The organism is Ruegeria sp. BF12, assembly GCF_056538705.1.
Genome location: NZ_JBQFTP010000009.1, coordinates 22,037 through 37,034, shown reverse-complemented (window position 1 = coordinate 37,034; position 14,998 = coordinate 22,037). Strand labels below are relative to the sequence as shown.

Annotated in this window: 16 protein-coding genes and 1 riboswitch; of the genes, 11 read left to right on the top strand and 5 right to left on the bottom strand. The window is 59.1% G+C overall.

Going from position 1 to position 14,998, the window contains the following annotated elements; genetic code table 11:
• Window positions 1–21: 21 nt before the first annotated feature.
• Window positions 22–651: an FMN-binding negative transcriptional regulator gene (locus tag ACR0J0_RS14580; protein ID WP_480664880.1), complete on the bottom strand. Its 630-nt coding sequence runs from the start codon at window positions 649–651 to the stop codon at window positions 22–24.
• 53 nt (window positions 652–704) lie between these two features.
• Window positions 705–904: riboswitch (FMN riboswitch) on the top strand.
• Window positions 905–1,033: 129 nt separating this feature from the next.
• On the opposite strand from ACR0J0_RS14580, the gene ACR0J0_RS14575 reads away from it, so the two are divergent.
• The 5 genes from ACR0J0_RS14575 (at window position 1,034) to cobO (ending at window position 4,952) form a co-directional block, all read left to right on the top strand.
• Window positions 1,034–1,474 (top strand): 6,7-dimethyl-8-ribityllumazine synthase, encoded by a 441-nt coding sequence (locus ACR0J0_RS14575; protein WP_480664879.1) that lies wholly within the window; start codon window positions 1,034–1,036, stop codon window positions 1,472–1,474.
• A gap of 94 nt (window positions 1,475–1,568) precedes the next feature.
• Window positions 1,569–2,669: a chorismate synthase gene (gene aroC / locus ACR0J0_RS14570; protein WP_480664878.1), complete on the top strand. Its 1,101-nt coding sequence runs from the start codon at window positions 1,569–1,571 to the stop codon at window positions 2,667–2,669.
• The gene (locus tag ACR0J0_RS14565) at window positions 2,653–3,315 is read left to right on the top strand and encodes an HD domain-containing protein (protein ID WP_480664877.1); all 663 of its coding nucleotides are present in this window, start codon (window positions 2,653–2,655) and stop codon (window positions 3,313–3,315) included. The genes aroC and ACR0J0_RS14565 overlap by 17 nt, the downstream gene beginning before the upstream one ends.
• 44 nt (window positions 3,316–3,359) lie before the next feature.
• Window positions 3,360–4,295, top strand: coding sequence for a DMT family transporter (locus ACR0J0_RS14560; RefSeq protein WP_480664876.1), 936 nt, complete (start codon window positions 3,360–3,362; stop codon window positions 4,293–4,295).
• A 57-nt stretch (window positions 4,296–4,352) separates the two neighbouring features.
• A complete protein-coding gene (gene cobO, locus ACR0J0_RS14555) occupies window positions 4,353–4,952 on the top strand; it encodes a cob(I)yrinic acid a,c-diamide adenosyltransferase (protein ID WP_480664875.1) in 600 nt (199 codons plus the stop codon).
• 439 nt (window positions 4,953–5,391) lie between these two features.
• On the opposite strand, the gene ACR0J0_RS14550 is transcribed toward cobO, so the two are convergent.
• From ACR0J0_RS14550 to ACR0J0_RS14535, 4 genes are all read right to left on the bottom strand, one after another.
• The gene (locus ACR0J0_RS14550) at window positions 5,392–6,960 is read right to left on the bottom strand and encodes an alkaline phosphatase D family protein (RefSeq protein ID WP_480664874.1); all 1,569 of its coding nucleotides are present in this window, start codon (window positions 6,958–6,960) and stop codon (window positions 5,392–5,394) included.
• Between the two features lie 126 nt (window positions 6,961–7,086).
• Window positions 7,087–7,452: a hypothetical protein gene (locus ACR0J0_RS14545; RefSeq protein WP_480664873.1), complete on the bottom strand. Its 366-nt coding sequence runs from the start codon at window positions 7,450–7,452 to the stop codon at window positions 7,087–7,089.
• Between the two features lie 109 nt (window positions 7,453–7,561).
• Window positions 7,562–8,512, bottom strand: coding sequence for an AraC family transcriptional regulator (locus ACR0J0_RS14540; protein WP_480665054.1), 951 nt, complete (start codon window positions 8,510–8,512; stop codon window positions 7,562–7,564).
• A gap of 127 nt (window positions 8,513–8,639) precedes the next feature.
• Complete coding sequence (locus tag ACR0J0_RS14535) at window positions 8,640–9,506, bottom strand: branched-chain amino acid aminotransferase (protein ID WP_480664872.1); 867 nt, start codon at window positions 9,504–9,506, stop codon at window positions 8,640–8,642.
• A 159-nt stretch (window positions 9,507–9,665) separates the two neighbouring features.
• Here ACR0J0_RS14535 and ACR0J0_RS14530 point away from each other — a divergent pair, with 159 nt between their 5' ends.
• From ACR0J0_RS14530 to dxs, 6 genes are all read left to right on the top strand, one after another.
• Window positions 9,666–10,178, top strand: coding sequence for a MarR family winged helix-turn-helix transcriptional regulator (locus tag ACR0J0_RS14530; RefSeq protein WP_239340233.1), 513 nt, complete (start codon window positions 9,666–9,668; stop codon window positions 10,176–10,178).
• Window positions 10,175–10,876 (top strand): response regulator, encoded by a 702-nt coding sequence (locus tag ACR0J0_RS14525; RefSeq protein WP_480664871.1) that lies wholly within the window; start codon window positions 10,175–10,177, stop codon window positions 10,874–10,876. The genes ACR0J0_RS14530 and ACR0J0_RS14525 overlap by 4 nt, the downstream gene beginning before the upstream one ends.
• 69 nt (window positions 10,877–10,945) lie before the next feature.
• Window positions 10,946–11,872, top strand: coding sequence for a histone deacetylase family protein (locus ACR0J0_RS14520; protein ID WP_480664870.1), 927 nt, complete (start codon window positions 10,946–10,948; stop codon window positions 11,870–11,872).
• Complete coding sequence (locus ACR0J0_RS14515) at window positions 11,869–12,111, top strand: exodeoxyribonuclease VII small subunit (RefSeq protein WP_058272726.1); 243 nt, start codon at window positions 11,869–11,871, stop codon at window positions 12,109–12,111. Before ACR0J0_RS14520 ends, ACR0J0_RS14515 begins: the two co-directional genes overlap by 4 nt.
• Window positions 12,112–12,978: a polyprenyl synthetase family protein gene (locus tag ACR0J0_RS14510; protein WP_480664869.1), complete on the top strand. Its 867-nt coding sequence runs from the start codon at window positions 12,112–12,114 to the stop codon at window positions 12,976–12,978.
• A 14-nt stretch (window positions 12,979–12,992) separates the two neighbouring features.
• Window positions 12,993–14,921 (top strand): 1-deoxy-D-xylulose-5-phosphate synthase, encoded by a 1,929-nt coding sequence (gene dxs / locus ACR0J0_RS14505; RefSeq protein WP_480664868.1) that lies wholly within the window; start codon window positions 12,993–12,995, stop codon window positions 14,919–14,921.
• The last annotated feature ends 77 nt before the right edge of the window (window positions 14,922–14,998 follow it).

Genomic DNA, 14,998 nt, shown 5'->3' with positions numbered 1-14,998 from the left:
CGAAATGCAAAACAAAACCCGTCAGTTGGTGTCAGGTCCGGTGGCGGCCATCAACGCCCGCAGGGCTTGCAGTTCAGAGCCGAATCCATCGCGCGCGATATGCTCTGCAGCGTTCCTACGCGCCGTATCCGGTTTGTTCTGGTTCAGTTTCCAGGTGCCTTGAATATCATCTATTCGAAGGCGGAACGGCACGATCATACGCATCATCCGCTCCAGCGCGCCCGGGCTCATCTTGCTGGTGACCCACGGGGTTTTCGGCAACAGCCGCGCCTCATAGAACGCCGACTGGCGATCCAAAAGGTCCAACAGCTCCTCCTGCGGGCGCTGCTCGAATTGGCCTGTCAGATGAACAGCAACATAGTTCCAGGTCGGAACCTGATCTTCGACACCATACCAGTCCGGCGAAACATACCCATCCGGACCATTTATGGCGATCCGGGCCTGTTTAGAGCCTGCTATCGCGCGTACGATCGGGTTAGACCGGACAAGATGCAGTTCCGCCAGTGACCCATCCTCGGACAGCAGAAACGGGACATGGCTGATCAACGGCGCGGACTCTGTCGACACGGCCAAAACGCCAAATGCCCGGTCACGTGCAAAGGAGATGTGGCGCGCGGTTTCTTCCGCGCGAAAGGCTGGATTGGGATGCATGGGAATCCTCCTGCAAAATCTCTTGCAGAACTGCCCGCACCTTGGCAAGGTCCGCCCGTTCTCAGGGCGGGGCGCAATTCCCCACCGGCGGTATGCGGGCTACGACCCGTAAGCCCGCGAGCGGCTCTGCCGTATCCACGATCCGAAAAGTGGGAACCGGTTTTCGGAGGAATTGTGGAACCATGGAAGGGTGTCAGCAGATCTGGTGAGAGGCCAGAGCCGACGGTTACAGTCCGGATGAAAGAGAACGTGCAGCGCGTCGGCCTTGCCGTGCGCTTGCCCGTGATCGCCTTGGGTGACGTGTCATGCCGGGCTGGCAGCGAAAAGTGGGAACCGGTTTTTCGCGACCGCCAGCAGGCCACCAAACTGAAAGGAGATCACGATGACACACACCCGCTATGCTTTTGTAAAAGCCAACTGGCATTCCGATATCGTTGACCAGGCTCTCGAAGGGTTTCTTGAACTCATCCCTGCCGATCAGGTCGACGTATACGACGTCCCCGGCGCGTTCGAGATGCCGCTGCTCGCCCGCGATCTTGCTGAAACCGGCCGCTATGCGGCTGTCGCCTGCGCCGCATTTGTCGTCGACGGTGGCATTTACCGGCATGATTTCGTGGCTCAGGCCGTTGTGGACGGGTTAATGCGCGCCGGCCTTGATACCGGTGTACCGGTCCTGTCTGTTTCCCTGACGCCGCATCAGTATCAGGAGACAGATCACCACAACGCAATCTATCGCGCGCATTTTGTGGAGAAAGGCCGCGAAGCTGCTCAAGCTGCGCTGAAAATCAACGCGACACGCGCACAACTGGCCACCGCTGCGTAAGTTCATTGGGTTGGGGCCAACACGCCCCAACTGCAAATCCGCTTGAGGCCAAGGGCCTTGCCCGCTAATCACGACGCTCAAAGGAGCATGCCCCATGTCGATGAACAGTTTTGGCCACCTCTTCCGCGTTACCACCTGGGGTGAAAGCCACGGGCCCGCTTTGGGTGCGACCGTCGATGGCTGCCCCCCGGGCGTCACGATCGACGAGGGCATGATTCAGCACTGGCTGGACAAACGCAAACCGGGTCAGAACAAATTCACCACCCAGCGGCGCGAACCTGATCAGGTGAAAATCCTGTCCGGCGTGTTTGAAGGCCAGACAACGGGTACGCCGGTGCAGCTGATGATCGAGAACACGGATCAGCGCTCGAAAGACTACGGCGATATCATGGACAAGTTCCGTCCAGGGCACGCTGATATTACCTACTGGCAAAAGTACGGCATCCGGGACTATCGGGGCGGCGGGCGCAGCTCGGCACGGGAAACCGCATCGCGTGTAGCAGCTGGCGGGTTGGCTCGAGAAGCGATCAAGCAGATCGCACCCAACGTTCAGATCACCGGGTATATGACTCAGATCGGACCCCACAAGATTGACCGGGGCAATTTCGACTGGTCCCAGATCGAACAGAACCCTTTCTGGACCCCTGATGCTACGGCTGCTGCGGACTGGGCCGCTTATCTGGACGAATTGCGCAAGTCCGGCAACTCGGTTGGCGCGGTGGTCGAGGTCGTGGCGCGCGGTGTACCCGCCGGGATCGGAGCACCAGTTTATGCCAAGTTAGACACTGATTTGGCTGCTGCGATGGTGTCGATCAACGCGGTGAAAGGCGTTGAGATCGGTGAAGGGATGGCCGCCGCCGAACTAACAGGTGAGGCCAATGCGGATGAGATCTTTATGGGTCAGAACGGCCCGCAATACAGCTCGAACCACGCGGGCGGCATCTTGGGCGGTATCTCAACCGGGCAAGACATCGTCGTGCGCTTTGCGGTCAAACCGACTTCGTCGATCCTGACAACCCGCAAAACCATCACCAAATCCGGCGAAGAAACCGAGATTATCACCAAAGGCCGCCACGACCCCTGCGTTGGCATTCGCGCCGTGCCTGTGGGTGAGGCGATGATGGCCTGTGTGATCCTAGACCACCTGCTGCTGCACCGTGGCCAGATCGGAGAAAACCGTGGACGGATCGGCTGATCTGCGCACCCGCCTGCGCGCCGTTGTCGTGCAGCGCATGGAAACCGACCCAGCACATGATCTGGCCCATCTGGACAGGGTCTGGGTGAACGCCCAGGCCATAGCCACTGACCAAACCGACATGCCTGTGCTGCTGGCTGCGGCTTATCTGCATGATCTGGTCAACCTGTCCAAAGATGACCCGGATCGCCAAATGGCATCGCGCCGATCAGCCGAAGAATCAGAGCCTATTCTTGGTAATCTCGGCTATTCTGAAGATCAGGTCCAAGCGATCAAACACGCGATCGAGGCACATAGTTTTTCGGCCAATATCACGCCGGAAACGCCCGAGGCCTGTATCCTGCGTGATGCGGACCGGCTGGATGCGCTGGGGGCCATAGGGGTGGCTAGAAACTTCTCGGTATCCGGAGCATTGGGGCGGTCGCTGTATGACCCGGCGGACCCGTTTGCCGCCAATCGCCCGCTGGACGATCTGCATTTTTCAATCGATCACTGGAAGGTCAAACTGTTGCGCCTGCCCGGCGACATGCTGACGGAAACCGGTAAAGAGATCGCCGAGCGGAGGATCCAACGGATGATCCGGTTTCTCGAAGAATTCGCGCAAGAGATCGGCAGTCCTCTGCCGCCTGATTGGACGAATCTGTAAACTACGCGTTGATCTTTCCCGGCCAAAAGCGCAGGTTCGCGCCGATGGCAAAACCCTTAACATCGCATCGACCCATATTGGCCGTCGCTCTGAAGTCGAGCGCGGTGTTTCTGTTCACGGTCATGGCGGCGATAATCAAGGCGCAGTCTGATCATTTTCCACCGGGCGAGATGGTGTTCTTCCGGTCCCTCTTTGCCATTCCAGTGATTATGATTTGGCTGATCGCACGCGGAGAATTGGCGCGGGGATTCGTTGTGCGCAAACCCATGGGCCATTTCTGGCGCGGCGTGCTGGGGACCACCGCGATGGGGCTGACCTTCACCGGCCTTGGCCTGATCCCTCTGCCCGAGGCCACCGCGATTGGATACGCCACGCCGATTTTCACTCTAATCCTGGCAGCAATCATGTTGGGTGAGCGCATCCGAGCAATCCGAATCGCCGCCGTGGCCATCGGCCTGTTGGGTGTTCTGATCATGATTTGGCCTCGACTGGGCGGCAACAACATGGAAGCCGCGGCAACCATCGGCGCATTGTGCATTCTGGGCGCGACCGTCGCCCGCGCCTTTGTGCAGATCCATATCCGGCAGTTGGTGCAGGTCGATCATCCAGCCGCTATCGTGTTCTATTTCTCGATGACCGCGACCATTCTGTCCGGGCTGACCTTCTTTTGGGGCTGGGTTTTACCGACGTGGGAGCAAGCTGGTTTTTTGATCCTGGCTGGTCTGGTCGGTGGCGTTGCCCAAATTCTGGTGACCTCTTCTTATCGTTTTGGGCAGGCTTCGATGCTGGCGCCCTATGACTACACATCCATGCTGTTTGCCATCATCATTGGCTATGTCTGGTTCAGCGAGTTGCCGACTCTGGTGATGCTGGCCGGTGCAGCGCTGGTGATCGCAGGCAACATCGTGGTGATCTGGCGCGAACATCAGTTGGGGTTGGAACGCGGAAAGGCCCGCGCGGTCACGGATCCCAAAGCCTGACCTTTACCTTTGCGGAACTTCCCCTAGGGTGTGCCCAACAAAAGATGAGGGTTTCCCATGAGCGACGCACAAGATCACAAGGAAAAGATGCAAAAGGTGCAAGCCCAGCACCGCAAGAAAGTGTCCGAGGCCGTCGATCCGGAACGCGGGCTTGTTCTGATCAACACCGGCAAGGGCAAAGGCAAATCCTCGGCCGCGTTCGGCGTTGTGATCCGCGCGCTGGGGTGGGGCCAGAAGGTCGCCGTTGTGCAATTCATCAAAGGTAAATGGAAAACCGGTGAGCGGCGTTTCTTCGAAGAGCGCGATCTGGTGACCTGGCACACGATGGGCGAAGGCTTTACCTGGGACACGCAGGACCGCGAGCGGGACATCGCCGCCGCAAATGCCGCCTTCGACAAGGCCCGCGCCCTGATGTCCAGCGGCGACTACGATCTTGTGGTGCTGGATGAGATCAACATCGCCTTGCGTTATGAATACCTGTCGATCGAACAAGTGATCGACGGGCTGAACGAACGCTCTGAAAAAACCAGCGTGTTCCTGACCGGGCGAGACGCCCCGCAGGCGTTGCGTGACTATGCCGATCTGGTCACCGAAATGACCGAAGAGAAACACCCATTCCAAGCTGGAATCAAAGCCCAGCGCGGCGTGGATTTCTGAAGGTCAGAGCCTAAACAGCCCCAAATGGGGCTGCTATGCCGGCGGATGTTCGTTGAGAAACCTAACCGACCCGCGTCTGCTTGCGGCGCTGTGGGGTAGCGACAGATCCTCTTTGTCAGGACCTATGGCTTTGGGTGTATCGACATAGGCGCAATAGTCGTCATCACAGCAACATCCGCACGCGGTTGCAGCCTCGTGTCGCGCCATGATTTCGTCGAGCGGATCGCCCATCATCAACCTCTGTTATCTGCGTCGTTTCCGAGGCGGTGGCGCGCCCTCACCAAATTTGCGCTAAGCCCGCAGACCGCCTCGAAATCCTGTGCTGGATGTCAACACATCTGGCCCTGGCCATTATCTGATTATTTTTGTCGGAAATTTCAAGTGAAAACGGACACGCCCCGACCTAACTGTCGGGGCGCGTAGAAATCGACCAAAACGATCAGATGGCTTTGGTCTGCGGGTCCAGAGTGATCGACCAGAGCTCGTTATCAGCCCGGTCCATCAGGCGCACGGTCATCTGCTGGGTCCTTCCGTCGATGTCGACCAGACCAAAGAACTGCAGACCAGCGCTTGGTGGCAGGTTCGCGCCCTGCTCTTCGGTCGGTGCCTTGATGAATTTCACCTCGGGGCCGAACGTTCCGTCCAGCCCATTCGGACCGAATGTTCCGGCGTGCAGTGGGCCTGAAACGAACTCCCAGAATGGCACGAAATCCTGAAATTGCGCTTTGTTAGGGTCATAGTAATGCGCAGCTGTGTAGTGCACATCGGCAGTGAACCAGACCGTATTGGTGACATTGGCTGTTTTGATATATTGCAGCAGATCGGCGATCTCCAACTCACGCCCCCTAGCCAGTCCACTGTCACCATTCGAGATCGCCTCTGCTCCGGCCTGTTCCTTCCAGTTGTCCCAGACAATCAGTCCAATCGGCATATCCGATGCGATCACTTTCCATGTCGCCTGCGACGATGCCAGCTCGCGCTTGAGCCATGCCAGCTGCTTGGCCCCAAGAATGCGGGATTGATCAGTGATGCCCTCTTCCATGGACGGCCCGTTGGGTCCGCGATAGCTGCGCAGATCAAGGAAAAATATGTCCAGCATCGGGCCGTACGAGATCTTGCGATACACTCGCCCCGGCTCAGCCGGTGTGAAACGCAGCGGCGTCATCTCATGGAAGGCGCGGCCGGCACGGGATTGCAGCACATGCACCGATTTCTCGGTGTAACGGTCATCCGAGATCAGATCCTTGGCGTCCGACCAGTTGTTGACGACCTCATGGTCGTCCCACTGGAAGAAGGTCGGGCAGCCGGCGTTCATCGCGCGCACATGCTCATCCATCATGTTGTATTTCCACTGGGCGCGGAATTCGTCCAGCGTTTCGGCCACTTTGCGTTTCTCGTCAATCAGAGTGGTGTTTTTCCAGATCACCTGCCCGTCTTTTTCGACCTCGTCCTTCATCGGACCATCTGCATAGACCGTGTCGCCAGAGTGGATGAAAAAGTCCGGCTTATGCTGCGCCATTGTGGCGTAAGTGCGCATACCCTCGTCATCAATGCCCCAGCCCTGACCGGCCGTGTCACCCGACCAGGCAAAGCGGATATTGCGACGCGAGGTCGGTGCAGTGCGGAACTGACCTACAATAGGGTCTGATGTGACGTTGATATCGCTCAGATCGGCGGCCACGAACCGGTAGAATATGTCCTGATCGGATGGCAGCCCGTCAACAAGCCGCTTTACGGCGAAATCGCTGTTCGGGATTGCGTCCAGCGGAGCCAGCTTGCGGGCATCGGCAAAGCTTTCGGTTGTCGCCACCTCCATCGTCACGCGGGCGGGGCGGTCTGTTCGGGTCCAGATCATACCCGAAGTGATATCCACATCGCCCGACTGGACACCGTGGGTGAACACCGGGCGCGACGATGCTCGGCTGATCGCAGGCATCGACAAAGACGCGGCAAATGCGGTGCTGCCGGCCAGAAAGGCACGGCGGTTGGGGCGAAGGATTCGTGTCATTAAAGCTCTCCTGACTTGCGACCCATCGGGGTCACGCGATTGGTGAGCGGCAGTGAGCCGCCTGTTTGTAAAACAAGCGGCTCAGATTCTTGAAACTATCACGATGAATTTGTGACACCGGATGGCTTAGGCTGTCACGCCCTCTTCCGGCGCACTGAGCGAAATAACGGCCACGACCGCCACGCCATTCAGCCAGTAATATATCGCGTCCAACCCCGAGAACCCAAACAGGCTGGGCGCGGCCAGAAAAACAACGCCGACCAGCAGATCGACCGCCAGGTGAAACTTGTAGGGCAGAACCCTCCAGATCCCCAAGTGATGGTCTGTCAGGACCGTAAGCACAAAGGCGGCTACCCCTGTAGCGACGGACAGCCACAAGGCTATCGGGTTGGACTGCCCCAAGCCCAGCACAAAGGGTAGCCCCATCAGGGCCAGGGCAACGGGGTAGTCCAGATAGGCGTGAACAGAGCGGGTAACGAAACGAACGGACATTTAAATTTCCTTTCCTTGCTTGGCATAGCCTCAAGCTAGGTCGGAGAGCCCGAACGTTTAACTCCGCATCGTCCGCAAAAAATTGCAGATCGTTCAGAACCGGGTTGGATCAGTGCATTGATCGATAAGCGGCCGGCGACAGGCCGATCTGTTTCTTGAACACCCGTGAAAACGCTGCCTCGGACGCGTATCCAACCTCAGCGGCTGCATCGGCGACGTTCCAGCGGCTTTCCGTCAGACCATGGCAGGCAATCTGCATTCGCCAATCGGTCAGATACTGAATCGGTGTCGTCCCCATCTTCTCGGCGAACAGTTGTGCAAAAGCAGTGCGCGACATCCCGGCCTCGCGCGCCAGTGTCTCAACACTCCAATTTTCAGCCGGAGCCTTGTGAAAGGCGGTCAACGCGCGTGAGATTCGTGGATCAGCGAACCCGGCCAAAGCGGTGTCGCTGGGGCTTTGATGTTCTAGATGCGCGCGAATGGCCTGGGCAAACAGCACTTCGGACAGCTTCAGGGCAATCAGGTCGCCTCCAATCCGTGCGCCGTTGATCTCGGACCCGATCATGCGCAGTGTGGCCTCAATCCACGACCCCGCTTCTTCGCCGTAGTTTTCGATCAGGATGTATGGGGGCAGTCGGTCGATCAGCATATGCCCGGTGCCTTGCCGTCCGGGCGGACCGGTGAACGAGAAATGGCCGCAGATCAGCTGGGTGTCGCGGCTTTTGTCCTCGCCGCCATATATCAGGACGCCATCACCCTGATACCCGGCATCTTCCAGCACTTGCTCCAGCGGCAACGCATCCAGCGGTTTGACCTCATTACACAGCAACGCATGGGCGGTGCCGTGAGGAATCAGGATCAGGTCGCCCTGCTTCAAACGCAGCGTTTCGCCTGTGTTAGAGACATGTACTTTCAATTCCCCACGCTGCACAAAGTGAAACCGGGCGACGTTCTGTAACGCTGGCACCTGAATGCCAAAGGGCGGCGTGAACGAGGTTCGGAAGTAGAATGTCCCGCGCAGGGACAGGCGGGTGAGAATATCGCTGAGCAGGTCCAACATGGTCGTAACGTATACGCGATTGCGCAGTCGTCCAGTCACCTGAACGATCTGCACAGAAACTTGAACGCTCGGCAAAGAAAAACCCCCGCGAATACGCGAGGGTTCTGGTTTACGTTTTTGGATGCGATCAGACGCGGACCAGAGCCTCGTAATCTGCGGCGATCTCGCGCGTAAGGTCTCCGACCTCGAACGTGTAGTCGCCGATCTGACCCACCGGAGTGACCTCAGCCGCCGTGCCGGTCAGCCAGCATTGTTCGAAATCGGCCATTTCCTCGGGCTTGATGCGGCGCTCATGGACGGTGATGCCCTTGTCTTTCAGCATCTGGATCACTGTCTGACGCGTGATGCCGTTCAGGAAGCAGTCGGCCAGAGGCGTATGGACCTCGCCATCTTTTACAAAGAACACATTGGCCCCGGTGGCCTCGGCCACGTAGCCGCGCCAGTCCATAAACAACGCGTCCGAGCAGCCTTTGGCCTCGGCCTTATGCTTCGAAATCGTGCAGATCATATAAAGACCGGCCGCCTTGGCGTGAACCGGGATGGTCTCTGGGCTGGGGCGTTTCCATTCCGCGATGTCCAGCTTGGCGCCCTGCATCTTGGCATCGCCATAATAGGCCCCCCAGGGCCAGACGGCGACGGCCATCCGAACCGGGTTCTTGGCCGATGCCACACCCATATCTTCCCCGGACCCGCGCCAGACCAGCGCACGGACATAAGCATCCTGCAGACCGCTGGCCTTCAGCGCCTCTTCCTTGGCCGCTTCGATCTCATCAACCGAATAGGGCATCGGCATGTCCAGCGCCTCGGCCGAGGCGATCAGACGCTCGGAATGTTCGCGGCTTTTGAAGATCTTGCCGTTATAGGCGCGCTCACCCTCGAACACCGAAGACGCGTAGTGCATCGCGTGGGTCAGGATGTGCACATTGGCTTCGCGCCAGGGCACCAGTTTGCCATCCAACCAGATGACTCCATCACGATCATCATACCCCGCCATACGAATCCTCCTGACCCGGGATCAATTTCCGATTGTTGCGCGACTTAAGTCCGAACCGGACATATTATTGCGCAAAAACTGAGATTCGATACCTGTCCACCCTTGGAATGTCAATAACGCTGACATAAACTCGGCTCGGTGTAACGAATGAGGCATAATATGTCGGATACGCGCCCCGCCCAAGTCTTCGGCGGCGAGAGCCTGCTGTTTTTGACCGACGAGCAGTTGCGACAGGGGATCGAGGCGATGTTCTTCGCCTATCGCGGCTTTACCGCCGACCCGGACCGAATCCTGACACAGATGGCCTATGGTCGGGCGCATCACCGGGCGATCCACTTCATCAACCGTGCGCCGGGGACAACGGTCAACAACCTGCTGGCCATTCTCGGCGTCACAAAACAGTCTCTAAACCGTGTTTTGCGCACGCTAATCGAGGATGGTCTTGTCGAAAGCCGGGTCGGATCGGTGGACAAACGCGAAAGACACCTATTTCTGACGGAACAAGGCAAGGCGCTTGAAGCCAAACTCTCTGAGGCCCAGCGCGTGCGGATGCGCGCGGCTTATAAAGAGGCGGGTCCTGAGGCGGTGTCAGGGTTTCGTAAAGTGCTTGAAGCGATGATGGATGCTGATATGCGTCATGCATATACGAAATTGCGGGATACCACCTCATGAGCGATATGGACGCCCACCTGCTGATCGTCGACGACGACGAACGCATTCGTGACCTGTTGAAGAAGTTCCTGATGCGGAGCGGTTTTTTGGTGACGGCCGCGCGGGATGCTGCTCATGCGCGACGGGTGTTGTCCGGGCTGGATTTCGACATGATCGTTCTGGACGTGATGATGCCGGGCGAAGATGGTGTCAGCCTGACCAAAGCCCTGCGCGAGACCCATGCCACACCGATCCTGCTGCTAACCGCGCGCGGTGAGACCGAGCACCGCATTGCCGGGCTTGAGGCCGGTGCCGATGACTACCTGGCCAAGCCGTTCGAGCCGAAAGAGCTGTTGTTGCGGATCAACGCGATCCTGCGGCGGATGCCAGAAACTCCGGCGCAGGATACGGCTGCAAAAATTTTGCATCTCGGTCCGATCCGGTACGACATCGAGCGTGGCGAGATGTGGCAGGGCGAGGAACCGGTTCGCCTGACGGCGACGGAAAGCCAGTTGATGAAGATTTTCTCGGCCCAACCCGGCGAGCCGATCAGCCGGGCCAAACTGGTCGAGGATCTGGGTCGCGACAAGGGTCAGGCGCAGGAGCGCGCGGTAGACGTTCAGATCACGCGTCTGCGCCGCAAGATCGAACAGGACCCCAAGCAGCCGCGCTATTTGCAGACTGTTCGCGGGGCCGGATATATGTTGGCGCCGGATTAAGCCTGCCGCTACGCGGCGTTTTCGCGCTTTCGGCGAAGGTATTTTTAGCAAGATGAACTGGGGATCACGATGAAGACCGCCCTTTTGACCCACGCCGATTGCCTTGGCCACGTGACGCCTGACGGACACCCCGAACGGGTAGCGCGGTTGGAACACATCCTTCACGCGCTGGAAGGGCTGGACATTGCCCGTATAACGGCCCCTTTGGCCGCAGATGACGATCTGCTGCGCGTCCACCCCGAAAGCCACATCCGGGATATCCGTGACAACCGGCCGTCGGACGGTTTTACGCAGATTGACGGTGACACGTTCATGTCGCCGGGTTCGGTCGATGCGGCTTATCGCGCCGCCGGAGCAGTTGTGCGCGCGGTGGATATGGTTTTGGGCGGCGAGGCCCCGAACGCCTTTTGCGCCATTCGCCCACCTGGGCACCATGCCGAAACGGAAACAGCAATGGGGTTCTGCCTGTTCGGCAATGCGGCGCTGGCCGCCAAACACGCGCTGGATCATCACGGCTTGAACCGCGTGGCCGTCGTGGATTTCGACGTGCACCACGGAAATGGCACGCAGGATTTGCTGTGGGACGAAGCCCGCGCTCTGGTGGTTACCAGCCAGCAGATGCCGCTATGGCCCGGATCGGGTCGTCCGGATGAGACCGGTGCTTATGACACCGTTTTGAACATCCCGCTTACCCCCGGTTCGGGCGGGGCCGAGATGCGCGCCGCATATGAGGCGCAGGCCTTCCCGCGCCTACGCGCGTTCAAGCCGGAACTGATCATCATCTCGGCAGGCTTTGACGCGCATCAGGACGATCCGCTGGCCAATCTGAACTGGTCCACAGGCGATTTTGCTTGGATCACCGCCGAGCTGTGCAAAATCGCCGACGAGCTGTGTGAAGGCCGTATCGTCTCGACTTTGGAAGGTGGGTATGATCTGAACGCACTTGCCGAGGCCACTCGCGCCCATGTGGAAGAACTGATGAAGGCAGCCCGATGACCGATACTCCAGTTGATCAGATGACATTCGAACAAGCGATGAAAGAGCTTGAGGCCGTTGTCGGCCAGTTGGAGCGTGGTGACGTGGCTCTGGATCAGTCCATTGCCCTGTATGAGCGCGGTGCCGCGTTGAAGAAACGCTGCGAAGACGAACTGAAGCGGGCCGAGGAAAAAGTGGCGGCGATCACTTTGGACGCTAATGGACAGCCAACCGGGACGACCCCTGTCGAAGGTCAGTAAATGTTCAAGGAAGTTCTGGCGCAGGACGCCGCGCGGATTCAGGCTCAGTTCGATCTGGTCCTGAGCGCGCTGGACGATCTGGATGTGACCCAGGCGATGGCCTATGCCACCGAAGGCGGCAAGCGGTTGCGCGGCTTTCTGGTGCTGGAAAGCGCCCGGATGCATGGCGTCGACGCCGCGCAAGCGATCTGGCCTGCAACAGGGATCGAAGCCTTGCATGCCTATTCGCTGGTTCATGACGACCTGCCCTGCATGGATGACGACGATCTGCGACGCGGACGCCCGACGGTGCATGTGAAGTGGGATGACGGCACTGCAGTTCTGGCCGGTGATGCCCTGCAGACACTGGCATTTGAACTGTGCACCCGACCAGAAGTTGGAAATGCCGACGTTCGCGCCGATTTGGCTCTAACACTGGCCAAAGCCGGCGGAGCACAGGGGATGGTATTGGGCCAGGCGCTGGACATTGCGGCCGAGACGGCACCTGATCCACTGACGCTTGAGCAGATCACCAAGCTGCAGGCCGGCAAAACCGGCGCGCTGATCGAATGGTCAGCCTGCGCAGGGGCCCGTCTGGCGCAGGCCGACCCTGAACCCTTGCGCCAATATGCCCAAGCGCTTGGACTTGCTTTTCAAATCGCTGATGACATTTTGGATGTTGAAGGTGATGCCGAGAAGGCCGGTAAACGACTGCAAAAGGATGCCGAGGCCGGCAAGGCCACGTTTGTTTCGCTTTTGGGTCTGAACGCCGCAAAATCCCGCGCCGCTGATCTGGTGGATCAGGCCTGTGCGGCGCTGGATGGATACGGTTCCGGGGCTGAAACCTTGAAGGACGCGGCTCGCTTCGTTATTGCCCGGGACAGCTAAGCCAGGAACGCCAAATGTCTGACCGCCCGAACACACCCCTGCTGGACCTTGTGAGCCGCCCTGCGGACCTCAAGCAGTTTTCGGACGCGCAATTGCATCAGGTGGCACAGGAATTGCGGTCAGAGACGATCTCGGCCGTGTCTGTCACTGGCGGGCATCTGGGCGCAGGTCTGGGTGTGGTCGAACTGACCACTGCGCTGCATGCGGTATTCGACACGCCACGCGACAAGATCATCTGGGACGTTGGCCATCAGTGCTATCCGCACAAAATCCTGACCGAGCGGCGGGATCGCATCCGCACCCTGCGGATGAAAGAAGGGCTAAGCGGCTTCACCAAGCGCAGCGAAAGCCCCTATGACCCGTTTGGCGCGGCGCATAGCTCGACCTCGATCAGCGCTGCGTTGGGGTTTGCGGTCGCGCGCGATCTGGGTGGCGTCACGCCCGAAGGATTGGGCGATGCGATTGCTGTAATCGGCGACGGTTCGATGTCCGCCGGTATGGCCTTTGAGGCGATGAACAACGCCGGCCACCTCAAAAAGCGCCTGATCGTCATCCTGAACGACAACGAAATGAGCATTGCTCCGCCGGTTGGCGCGTTGTCCAGCTATCTGTCCCGGCTTTACACCGAGGCACCGTTCCACGATCTGAAAGCCGCTGCCAAGGGCGCGGTTTCATTGCTACCGGAGCCCTTCCGCGAGGGGGCCAAGCGCGCCAAGGAAATGCTCAAGGGCATGGCGATGGGCGGGACGTTCTTTGAAGAGCTTGGGTTCTCTTACATTGGGCCTATCGACGGCCACGACATGGATCAGCTGCTGCCGGTTCTGCGCACGGTCAAGGCGCGGGCGACCGGACCCATCCTGATCCATGTGCTGACGAAGAAGGGCAAAGGCTACGGACCCGCCGAGCAGGCCCGCGACAAGGGCCATGCTACGGCGAAGTTCGACGTTGTTACCGGTGAGCAAAAGAAGGCACCGTCAAATGCGCCCTCTTACACCTCGGTCTTTGGTAAAACACTGGTCGAAGAAGCCGCGCGGGATGACAAGATTGTTGCCGTGACGGCCGCCATGCCGGACGGAACCGGGCTGAACCTGTTTGCCGACCGCTATCCATCTCGCTGTTTTGACGTGGCGATTGCCGAGCAGCACGGTGTGACCTTCGCCGCGGCTCTGGCAGCCGGTGGGATGAAACCTTTCTGTGCGATGTATTCCACCTTCCTGCAGCGTGGCTACGATCAGGTCGTACATGACGTGGCCATTCAACGCCTGCCGGTGCGGTTCGCCATCGACCGCGCGGGTCTGGTTGGCGCAGACGGCGCGACCCATGCGGGATCGTTTGACATCGCCTATCTGGCCAACCTTCCGGGCATGGTCGTCATGGCCGCTGCGGACGAAGCCGAACTGGTGCACATGGTGGCCACAGCCGCCGCGCATAACGACGGCCCGATTGCCTTCCGCTATCCACGAGGCGAGGGCGTCGGCGTCGACCTGCCCGAGCGCGGTGAGGTTCTGGAGATCGGCAAAGGACGGGTCATCCAGAAAGGCGCACGCGTCGCGCTGCTGTCCTTTGGAACACGGCTGGCCGAAGTTCAGAAAGCGGCCGAAGCTCTGTCTGCGCGGGGCATCACCCCCACCATCGCGGACGCCCGTTTTGCCAAACCGCTGGATCGCGACCTGATTTTGGACCTAGCGGCCAACCACGAAGCCCTGATCACGATCGAAGAAGGCGCAGTTGGTGGATTCGGCAGCCATGTTGCCCAACTGTTGGCGGATGAAGGCGTGTTTGATCACGGGCTGAAGTACCGCTCGATGGTGCTGCCTGACACGTTTATCGATCAGGCCAGCCCGGCCGATATGTATGCGGTCGCAGGCCTGAATGCCGAGCAGATCGAAGCCAAAGTGCTATCCGTTCTGGGTGTCGCAACAATCGGCGAGAAGCGAGCTTAAGAGGCCTGTTCAGAGCGCGCAATCGGGCTGCGCGCTTTTCCTATCCGCCGGGTGAGGTTTTGTTCCCACAGGTTTTT

Bases quoted from the DNA above. Each gene is read 5' to 3' on its own strand.
- ACR0J0_RS14580 (WP_480664880.1), bottom strand. From the start codon at position 651: ATGCATCCCAATCCAGCCTTTCGCGCGGAAGAAACCGCGCGCCACATC.
- ACR0J0_RS14575 (WP_480664879.1), top strand. From the start codon at position 1,034: ATGACACACACCCGCTATGCTTTTGTAAAAGCCAACTGGCATTCCGAT.
- aroC (WP_480664878.1), top strand. From the start codon at position 1,569: ATGTCGATGAACAGTTTTGGCCACCTCTTCCGCGTTACCACCTGGGGT.
- ACR0J0_RS14560 (WP_480664876.1), top strand. From the start codon at position 3,360: ATGGCAAAACCCTTAACATCGCATCGACCCATATTGGCCGTCGCTCTG.
- cobO (WP_480664875.1), top strand. From the start codon at position 4,353: ATGAGCGACGCACAAGATCACAAGGAAAAGATGCAAAAGGTGCAAGCC.
- ACR0J0_RS14550 (WP_480664874.1), bottom strand. From the start codon at position 6,960: ATGACACGAATCCTTCGCCCCAACCGCCGTGCCTTTCTGGCCGGCAGC.
- ACR0J0_RS14545 (WP_480664873.1), bottom strand. From the start codon at position 7,452: ATGTCCGTTCGTTTCGTTACCCGCTCTGTTCACGCCTATCTGGACTAC.
- ACR0J0_RS14540 (WP_480665054.1), bottom strand. From the start codon at position 8,512: ATGTTGGACCTGCTCAGCGATATTCTCACCCGCCTGTCCCTGCGCGGG.
- ACR0J0_RS14535 (WP_480664872.1), bottom strand. From the start codon at position 9,506: ATGGCGGGGTATGATGATCGTGATGGAGTCATCTGGTTGGATGGCAAA.
- ACR0J0_RS14530 (WP_239340233.1), top strand. From the start codon at position 9,666: ATGTCGGATACGCGCCCCGCCCAAGTCTTCGGCGGCGAGAGCCTGCTG.
- ACR0J0_RS14525 (WP_480664871.1), top strand. From the start codon at position 10,175: ATGAGCGATATGGACGCCCACCTGCTGATCGTCGACGACGACGAACGC.
- ACR0J0_RS14520 (WP_480664870.1), top strand. From the start codon at position 10,946: ATGAAGACCGCCCTTTTGACCCACGCCGATTGCCTTGGCCACGTGACG.
- ACR0J0_RS14515 (WP_058272726.1), top strand. From the start codon at position 11,869: ATGACCGATACTCCAGTTGATCAGATGACATTCGAACAAGCGATGAAA.
- ACR0J0_RS14510 (WP_480664869.1), top strand. From the start codon at position 12,112: ATGTTCAAGGAAGTTCTGGCGCAGGACGCCGCGCGGATTCAGGCTCAG.
- dxs (WP_480664868.1), top strand. From the start codon at position 12,993: ATGTCTGACCGCCCGAACACACCCCTGCTGGACCTTGTGAGCCGCCCT.